Consider the following 8,855-nt stretch of genomic DNA (forward strand, 5'->3'; position numbering starts at 1 on the left):
ACGCAGGTGCCGCCGATGCGGAACTCTTCCGCGATCATGACCTTGGCGCCATGGCCCGACGCGATGCGCGCCGCGCGCACGCCGCCCGAACCAGCCCCGATGACGAAGAGATCGACTTCAAATTCACTCATCGGAGCAGGCTCCATTCCCACGGGTCATTTCCAGTTTCGATGATCGTGACAAGTCGCGATCATCGACGTCCCTCGCATTAGCTCGGCCATTGCCCGTCTTCAGACGCCCTATGGCCTTCGCTCCTAACCGGTTCTCATTGATGAGAACCGGCGTCAGGCCTCGAGCTGGCCGACCACCCGGATCCCGCTGATATCGGCGACGATCACGGCGCTGGCAAGGCCGATGAACAGGCCGTGCTCGACGACGCCGGGAATGGCGTTGAGCGCGCTGGCAAGGCTGTCCGGATCGGGAATGGCGCGGAAATCGCAATCGAAGATCGGATGGCCGCCATCGGTGACGTAATCCTTGTCGTCGGCCAGCTTGCGCTGGACGACGGGGCCGTGGCAGCCGTGGGCGCGGGCGGCCTCCTCGATATGGCGGCGGGTCGAGGCGAGCCCGAAGCGGTCGACCTCGACCGGCAGTTTGAACTTGCCGAGCCGGGCGACTTCTTTGCTCGCATCGGTGATGACCACCATGCGTTTCGAGGCCGCCGCGACGATCTTTTCGCGCAGCAGCGCGCCGCCGCCGCCCTTGATGAGCCGCAATGCGGAATCGAATTCATCGGCGCCGTCGACGGTCAGGTCGAGTTCGGGCGTCTCGTCCAGCGTCGAAAGCTGCAATCCCCAGCCCTCGGCCTGGAGGCGGGTGCGCTCCGAAGTCGGCACGCAGATCACGTCGAGGCCGTCGCGCGCCTTCTCGCCGATGCAATCGACGAAATGGGCGGCGGTCGAGCCGGTGCCGAGGCCGAGTTTCATGCCGGAGCGCACCAGAGCGGCGGCGCGTTCGGCGGCCTGCCGTTTCAACAATTCGATCGGGGAATGATCCACGGCGCGCTCCTCTTCCGCCCCTCTAACTTGGCCTTTCGCCTAAAGGGTAACGCCGCGACTTGCAAGCGCTCTGGAAAGGCGGGAACGCAAAGCCGGTCGTGCTCGTTAGCCTGACGGATTTTCGCCAGAGCCATTCAGCGCCTTTCGTCACAGGGGGCGGCGCCATGTCGATTTCGACCCGTCTGACAGAAAAACTTCAGATCAAACATCCGATCATGCTGGCGCCGATGGATTTGGTCGCCGATGCGAGGCTGGCCTGCGCGGTGAGCGGCGCCGGCGGCTTCGGCATGATCGGCGGCGGCTATGGCGACGAGGCCTGGTTGACCCGGCAATTCGACGAGGCCGGCGACGTCCGCGTCGGAATCGGCTTCATCACCTGGAGCCTCGCCCGCAATCAGCGCTTGCTCGATCTGGTTCTGGAGCGCCGGCTGCCGGCGGTGATGCTGTCCTTCGGCGAGGTAGCGCCCTTCGCGCCCAAAATCAAACAGGCTGGCGCGCTGCTCGTCTGCCAGGTGCAGACTTTGGCGCAGGCGCGCGACGCGGCCGCGCAGGGCGCGGACATCTTGGTGGCGCAAGGCGCCGAAGCGGGCGGTCATGGCGTTGCGCGCGGGCTGTTTCCCTTGGTTCCGGCGGTGGCCGACGCCGCGCCGGGCGTCATCGTGGTCGCGGCGGGCGGCGTCGCGGATGGGCGCGGGCTCGCGGCGGCCCTGATGCTCGGCGCCGAGGGCGTGCTGCTCGGCACGCGGCTTTACGCCAGCCGGGAGGCGGCGGCCCCGGCCGAAGCCAAGGAAAGGGTCGCGCGCGCCAGCGGCGACCGCACCATTCGCGGCCTGATTTTCGACATTGCGCGCAAGAATGTCTGGCCGCGCCCCTTTACCGGCCGGGTTCTGAGCAACCGATTCTCCGACCAATGGGCCGGGCGCGAGGACGAACTCCTCAGCCGCCAGGACGAAATCGCCGCCTCCTATGCCGAAGCGCGGGCCAAGGGCGATTTTGACATAGCGGCGGTCATTGCGGGCGAGGCGGTCGATCTGATCCACGACATTCCGCCGGCGGCGGAGATCGTCGAGCGCATGGCGGATGAGGCGGCCGAATTGCTGGCGCGGGCGCCTCTGCGTTATGGGCTCGGCGCGTCGGCGAAATAGGCTTCGAGAATCCGGCCATAAATGCGGGTCAGGCCGTCGATATCGGCGACGGGGACGCGCTCGTCGATCTGGTGCATGGTCTTGCCGACCAGCCCGAACTCCACCACTGCGCCATAGCGCGAGATGAAACGCGCGTCCGAGGTGCCGCCGGAGGTGGAAAAGTCAGGCCGCCGCCCGGTCTCTGCCTGGATCGCCTGCGCCACCAGTTCGGTGAAGGGGCCCGGCTGGGTGATGAAGGAGACCGCATTGCAGGGGTCGAACGTGAGTTCGAACTGTTCGGCGGGCCGCTCCGCTTCGAGCCGGCGGCGAATTTCGGATGCAAGACTTTCCGGCGTCCAGAGATCGTTGAAGCGGATGTTGAACCGCACCCGCGCTGCGCCGGGAATGACATTGGTCGCCTCGTTGCCGATGTCGATCGAGGTGATTTCGAGATTGGAGGCGTCGAACCAGTCCGTGCCCTGATCGAGCGGCTCGGCTTTCAGCGCCGCGCACAGCGTGACCAGATGGGCGACCGGATTGTCGGCGCGATGCGGATAGGCGACATGGCCCTGTTTGCCGCGCACCAGCAGCCGCCCGTTGAGCGAGCCGCGCCGGCCGATCTTGATCATGTCGCCGAGGTCTTGCGCGTTGGTCGGCTCGCCGACCACGCAATGATCGAATTTCTCGCCGCGCTCTTCGAGCCAGCGCAGCATTTTCACCGTGCCGTTGATGGCCGGTCCTTCCTCGTCGCCGGTGATGAGAAAGCCGATCGAGCCTTTTTTCGGCGCGCCATGCTTTTCCAGATAGAGGATCGCCGCCGCCGCGAAAGCGGCTATGCCGCCCTTCATGTCGGCGGCGCCGCGTCCGTAAAGCTCACCTTCGATGATCTCGCCGGCGAAGGGATCGACCGACCATTTGGCCGAATCGCCCGGCGGCACGACATCGGTATGGCCGGCGAACAGGAGGAAGGGCGCGCTGTCGCCGATGCGGGCGTAGAGATTGTCGATATCCGGCGTGCCGGGCTCCGAAAAGGGCAGGCGATGGGTCGTGAAGCCGGCGGCTTCCAGCCTTTTTTGCAGAATGTCGAGCGCGCCGGCGTCGGCGGGCGTGACCGAGGGACGGCGGATGAGGTCGCGGGTCAGGGCCACGCTGGCGCTTGTCTCCTCGGCCATCCCAACCTGTCCTTTCACTCCGGGCGCAAGCCCAATTCGTAGAATTGCGCGGCGAAGGCGGCCAGAGCCGCCAGCAGGACCAGCCAGGGCGCAAAAGCCGGCATCAGGCCGAAGAAATGCGGCTGCGCCCAGAAAGCCGCGCCCGCCGCGAAAGCCGCCAGCGGCCACACCGCCGCCCAACCCGCGCCAAAGCCTTTGGCGCGGAACCGCTTGGCCGAGAGATTATATTGGCTGATCTGCGCCAGCAGCACGAAGGCTGCGAAAACCAGCAGATAGGCGAAGGCCAGGAACGCCTTGAGGCTGAACAGGCCTTCGCTCGCCAGATCGCGCTGCGTCCAGGGGCTGATCGCGGCCCAGCCGGCCGCGAAGGCGAGGCAAAGGCCGGTCAGCGCAAGGGTCCAGCGCCGCCAGACGGGGGCGGAAATCGTCCCTTCCGCATCGCGGAAGAGAAAGAAGAATTCCGCGCCATCCATCAGTCGCGCAAAAGCTCGTTGATGCCGGTCTTGGAGCGGGTCTGGGCGTCCACCGTCTTGACGATGACGGCGCAATAGGTCGAGGGGCCGGGCTCGCCATTGGGCAGCGGCTTGCCGGGCAGATTGCCGGAGACGACGACCGAGAACGGCGGCACATAGCCGACATGAACCTCGCCGGTGGCGCGATTCACGATCTTGGTGGAGGCGCCGATATAGACGCCCATGGCCAGAACCGCGCCCTCGCCGACCACCACGCCTTCGACGACTTCGGAACGCGCGCCGATGAAGCAATTGTCCTCGATGATGGTCGGGCCGGCCTGCAGCGGCTCCAGCACGCCGCCAATCCCGACGCCGCCGGAAAGATGCACGTTCTTGCCGATCTGGGCGCAGGAGCCGACGGTCGCCCAGGTGTCGACCATGGTGCCGGTATCGACGAAGGCGCCGAGATTGACGAAGCTCGGCATCAGCACCACGCCCGGCGCGATATAGGCGGAATGACGCACGATGCAGCCCGGCACCGAGCGGAAGCCGGCGGCGGCGTGGTCCCTGGAGCCCCAGCCCTCGAATTTCGACGGCACCTTGTCGAACCAGGTCGCGGTTCCGGGGCCGCCGGGAATGACGCCCATGTCATTGAGGCGGAAGGACAGCAGCACGGCCTTTTTCAGCCATTGATTGACCTTCCAGGACTCTTTGCCGATCGCGCCGGCCGTCTTTTCCGCGACGCGCGCCTTGCCGGTGTCGAGCAGGTTCAGCGCGGATTCGACGGCGTGCCGGATGTCGCCGGAGGTTTCCGGCGTGATCTTGGCGCGATCCTCGAAAGCGGCTTCGATAATGGTCGCGAGCGCGTGCGGCATGGACGTTTCCTTATGAAAAGTGTTTGCGCTGGTTTCGGGTTTTGGCGCGGTTCTGTCAAGGCGGGCCGGCGCGGCGAAGGCTTTGATCGGGCCAAACTCACATGACGATGACGCCTTCACGCTCGGCCTTGCCCTCCGGCTCGACGTGAATCGCGATGAGGCAGCCTGGAAGCGCGCTTTTCAGCGCGCCTTCGATTCGGTCGCAGATATCGTGCGCGTCGCCCACCGTCATCGCCGAGGAGACGACGAGATGGAAGTCGATGAAGGTCGCCTTGCCGGCGTGGCGGGTTCTGAGCGCGTGGACCTCGATGGCGCCGGCGGCGCTCTCGGCGATGATCGTCTTGATGCGCGCCAGCTCGTCCGGCGGCGCCGCCTCGTCCATCAGGGCGCTGGCGTTGTCGCGCACGACGCCCCCGCCGCTCCACAGGACGTGCAGGGCGACGAGCGCCGCGATCGCGGGATCGAGGCGTTCGATCCCGGTCACGACGACCAGGGCGACGCCGACCAGAACCCCGAGCGAGGTGACCACATCCGCGAGAAGATGCTTGCCGTCAGCCTTCAGCGCCGCCGAACGATGCGCCTGGCCTTGCTGGATCAGCAACCGGCTCCAGAGCCCGTTGAGCAAAGTCGCGCCCATGCTGACCGCGAGGCCGGCGGCGGGAGCCTCGATCGGCCGTGGCGCGACAAAGCCCTGATAAGCTTCATACAGAATGGCGAGCGCGGCGAGAATGATCAGCACGCCGACCGCGACGGCCGAGAGATATTCCGCCTTTTGATGGCCATAGGGGTGATTCTGGTCGGGCGGCAGCGCCGCGAACCGTATCGCGACAATGGCGGCGGTCGCGGTCGCGACATTGATGATGCTTTCCAGCGCGTCCGAATAAAGGGCGACGCTGCCCGTCAGCAGATAGGCGACATATTTGACGGCGAGGACGACAAGGCTCACGCCGAGGCTGCCAAGGGCGATCCGATCGAGGCTCAGGGTCGGGAATTTCATGGCTGCTCCGGCGCTGCGAACGCGCGCCGCTGCGGCCATGTCGAATGGCGCGCGGCGCTCGCGATTAAATCAACAGTTTCAGGAAATCCACCAGATCATCCGTGACGAAATCCACATGGGGCGGGATGTCGTCATGCTTTTCCCAGGCCTCGCGATGATCCTCCGCGCCCTGTTTCGGACGCACCAGAACGGTCAACATGCCGGAGGCGTGGGGCGCCGCCAGATTATGGGCGATATCCTCGAACATGGCGGCGCGCGACGGGTCGACGTCGTGGCGCTGGAAGAATTTCTGATAGGTTTGCAAATGCGGCTTGGGCAGGTAATCGCCATGTTCGATGGCGAACATGCCCTCAAATAAATGGTCGATGCCGAGCTGCTTTGCCGTAGCGATGGCGTGGCCGTGCGAGCCATTGGTGAGGATCAGCTTGCGGCCGGGCAGGGCCTCGATGGCCTGCGCCAGCGCCGGATTGGGGTCGAGCGACGAGCGGTCGATGTCGTGGACGAAATGCAGGAATTCGGCCGGCGCGATGTCATATTCGCGGATCAGCCCCGCCAGCGTGGTGCCATAGACGCGATAATAATGTTTTTGCAGCGCGCGGGCGGATTGGCCGTCGAGCCCGAGCAGCGCGATCATATAGGCGGTGATGCGGGCGTCGATGCGCGGCCACAGGTCGGAATGCGGTGGATAGAGCGTGTTGTCGAGATCGAACACCCAGCATTCGACCCGGCGGAAATCCGCCAGGCCGGGCTGGTTCCTGTCCTGCGCGGTCACCTTGTGATCAGCGTGCCCGCGCCGAGGTCGGTGAGCAATTCGATCAGCACGGCGTGGGGGATCTTGCCGTCGAGAATGACCACGCCTTCGACGCCCTGCTCGATGGCGTAGATGCAGGTCTCGACCTTGGGAATCATGCCGCCGGTAATGGTGCCGTCGGCGATCAGCGCCGGGATCTCGCTGATGCGCAATTGCTTGATGAGGTTCTTGTCCTTGTCGAGCACGCCGGGCACGTCGGTCAGCAGCAGCAGGCGCTTGGCGCCGAGCGCCCCGGCGATCGCGCCGGCAAAAGTGTCGGCGTTGACATTATAGGTGTCGCCTTCCGCGCCCAGCGCGACGGGCGCGAGCACGGGAATCAGCTCGCGGCCGAGCACCTGCTCCAGCACCGTGGCGTCGACCTTGTCGGGTTCGCCGACAAAACCGAGATCGACGGCGGGCTTGCCGTTCTGCTCGACCCTTTCGACCTTGCGGGCGCGGACCATATTGCCGTCCTTGCCGCACAGGCCGATGGCGCGGCCGCCTTCATTATTGATATAGCCGACGATCTGCTTGTTGATCGCGCCGGCGAGCACCATTTCCACCACTTCGACCGTGGCCTTGTCGGTGATGCGCAGGCCATCGGCGAATTCGGATTTGATGCCGAGTTTCTGCAGCATGGCGCCGATCTGCGGGCCGCCGCCATGCACCACCACCGGATTGACGCCGGATTGTTCGAGCAGGACCATGTCGCGGGCGAAATCGCGCGCGGCGGCTTCCTGGCCCATGGCGTGGCCGCCATATTTCACCACCACGATGGCCTCGTCATAATGCAGCATATGCGGCAGCGCCTGCATCAGGATCTTGGCCTGATCGATCGCGGCGGCCTGGCTCAGGGGGGCGGAGGGGACCGGAGCTTCGCTCATCATGCTGCCTCGTGGGTGTTAGCCGCGCCTGTTTAGCCGATTTGGGCGGGCTGGAAAATCGTTCTGTCGCGTTCGAACAGCAGCCGCGCGACGCTGGCGCGCAGTTCGGCCAGACCTTCGCCCTTGTGCGATGACAGGAAGATGACATCGGGATGGGCGGCGGGATGGGTGCGCAGGACCGCCTTGGCGTCCTCGATGGTCTTGTCGACCTGGGCTTGTTTCACTTCGTCGCGCTTGGTCAGCACGATCTGATAGGACAAGGCGGCCTGGTCGAGCCGCTTCAACATCTCGCGGTCGACCTCCTTGAGGCCGTGGCGTCCGTCGATCAGGACGAAGACGCGCGCCAGCGACGCCCGGCCGCGCAGAAAATCCTGCATCAGCCGGGTCCAGTTGGAGATTTTCTCCTTGGACACGGCCGCGTAGCCATAGCCCGGCATGTCGACCAGCCGCAGCAGCGGCGCCTGCGGGTCGGGGCCCAGCGCGAAGAAATTGAGCTGCTGGGTGCGCCCCGGCGTGTGCGAGGTGCGCGCCAGGGTCTTGCGGCCGGTGAGCGCGTTCAGCAGCGACGACTTGCCGACATTGGAGCGCCCGGCGAAGGCGACCTCCACCGGGCCCATCGGAGGCAAGCCCCCGATCTTGTCGGCCGCCCAGATGAATTCGCAATTCTGCGCGAACAGCTTGCGGCCGATCTCGACGAAATCGTTCTCCGGTTCCGATTCGGTCATCGAAACGCTCCTCTCCCCGGCCCTCTCCCCGCCGCTGCGGGGAAAGGAGCGATTCACGCCGCCTTGCTGCGGGAAAAAGTCTTGCGGAGGTTGTCGAATAATTCGACCTTCACGCCGGCCTTTTTCATGATCAGCATCTGCTGGCTGACCGAAAGGATATTGTTCCAGGTCCAGTAGATCACCAGACCCGCCGGGAACGAGCCGAGCATGAAGGTGAAGATCACCGGCATCCAGGCGAACATGGTCTTCTGCACCGGATCGGTCGGCTCGGGGTTCATCTTCATCTGAACCCACATCGACACGCCCATGATCAGCGGCCAGATGCCGAGATGCAGCAGATGACCGAACAGCGGCAGATGGGTCGGATCGATCGGCAGCAGGCCGAACAGGTTGAAAACATTGGTCGGGTCGGGCGCGGACAGATCCTTGATCCAGCCGAAGAACGGCGCCTGGCGCATTTCGATGGCGACGAATAGCACCTTGTAGAGCGAGAAGAACACCGGAATCTGCAGCAGGACCGGAAGGCAACCCGAGACCGGATTGATCTTCTCCTTTTTGTAAAGCTCCATGATCTCCTGCTGCTGCTTCATCTTGTCGTCGGGATAAAGCTCCTGGATCGCCTTGATCTTGGGCTGGGCCTCCTTCATCCGCGCCATGGAGAGATAGGAGCGGTTGGCCAGCGGGAAGAACAAGGCCTTGACGATCAGGGTGATGACCAGGATCGCGACGCCGAAATTGCCGACGAGCTTGTAGATTTCCTCAAGCAGCCAGAACATCGGCCGGGTAATGAAGTGGAAATAGCCCCAGTCGATCAGCATATCCAGCTTCGTGAAGCCGA

The 8,855-nt window shown here is 64.8% G+C and carries 10 protein-coding genes; 1 reads left to right on the top strand and 9 read right to left on the bottom strand.

The window, feature by feature from the left end; translation table 11 throughout:
- Positions 1–284: 284 nt before the first annotated feature.
- Entirely contained in the window at positions 285–998 is a 714-nt protein-coding gene (rpiA, locus tag ACE3S9_RS10330; protein WP_374546374.1) for a ribose-5-phosphate isomerase RpiA, read from the bottom strand.
- A gap of 164 nt (positions 999–1,162) precedes the next feature.
- Between rpiA and ACE3S9_RS10335 the strand changes: the two genes are divergently transcribed.
- A complete protein-coding gene (locus ACE3S9_RS10335; protein ID WP_374546375.1) occupies positions 1,163–2,143 on the top strand; it encodes an NAD(P)H-dependent flavin oxidoreductase in 981 nt (326 codons plus the stop codon).
- Here ACE3S9_RS10335 and dapE read toward each other — a convergent pair.
- The 8 genes from dapE to yidC all read right to left on the bottom strand — a co-directional run.
- Positions 2,116–3,294: a succinyl-diaminopimelate desuccinylase gene (gene dapE / locus ACE3S9_RS10340; RefSeq protein WP_374546376.1), complete on the bottom strand. Its 1,179-nt coding sequence runs from the start codon at positions 3,292–3,294 to the stop codon at positions 2,116–2,118. The two genes, ACE3S9_RS10335 and dapE, sit on opposite strands and share 28 nt — an antisense overlap.
- 14 nt (positions 3,295–3,308) lie before the next feature.
- On the bottom strand, positions 3,309–3,767 hold the full coding sequence (locus tag ACE3S9_RS10345) for a hypothetical protein (RefSeq protein ID WP_374546377.1): 459 nt from the start codon (positions 3,765–3,767) through the stop codon (positions 3,309–3,311).
- The gene (dapD, locus tag ACE3S9_RS10350; RefSeq protein WP_374546378.1) at positions 3,767–4,621 is read right to left on the bottom strand and encodes a 2,3,4,5-tetrahydropyridine-2,6-dicarboxylate N-succinyltransferase; all 855 of its coding nucleotides are present in this window, start codon (positions 4,619–4,621) and stop codon (positions 3,767–3,769) included. Before dapD ends, ACE3S9_RS10345 begins: the two co-directional genes overlap by 1 nt.
- 97 nt (positions 4,622–4,718) lie before the next feature.
- Entirely contained in the window at positions 4,719–5,618 is a 900-nt protein-coding gene (locus ACE3S9_RS10355) for a cation diffusion facilitator family transporter (protein ID WP_374546379.1), read from the bottom strand.
- A gap of 64 nt (positions 5,619–5,682) precedes the next feature.
- A complete protein-coding gene (locus ACE3S9_RS10360) occupies positions 5,683–6,390 on the bottom strand; it encodes a pyrimidine 5'-nucleotidase (RefSeq protein ID WP_374546380.1) in 708 nt (235 codons plus the stop codon).
- A complete protein-coding gene (argB, locus tag ACE3S9_RS10365; RefSeq protein ID WP_374546381.1) occupies positions 6,387–7,292 on the bottom strand; it encodes an acetylglutamate kinase in 906 nt (301 codons plus the stop codon). The genes ACE3S9_RS10360 and argB overlap by 4 nt, the downstream gene beginning before the upstream one ends.
- Positions 7,293–7,324: 32 nt before the next feature.
- Positions 7,325–8,017: a ribosome biogenesis GTP-binding protein YihA/YsxC gene (gene yihA / locus ACE3S9_RS10370; protein WP_374546382.1), complete on the bottom strand. Its 693-nt coding sequence runs from the start codon at positions 8,015–8,017 to the stop codon at positions 7,325–7,327.
- A 53-nt stretch (positions 8,018–8,070) separates the two neighbouring features.
- Positions 8,071–8,855, bottom strand: a 785-nt coding sequence (gene yidC, locus ACE3S9_RS10375) for a membrane protein insertase YidC (protein ID WP_374546383.1), incomplete at its 5' end; no start/stop codon positions are given.

Origin of the sequence: Rhodoblastus sp., from assembly GCF_041915505.1 — a bacterium.
GTDB lineage: Bacteria > Pseudomonadota > Alphaproteobacteria > Rhizobiales > Beijerinckiaceae > Rhodoblastus.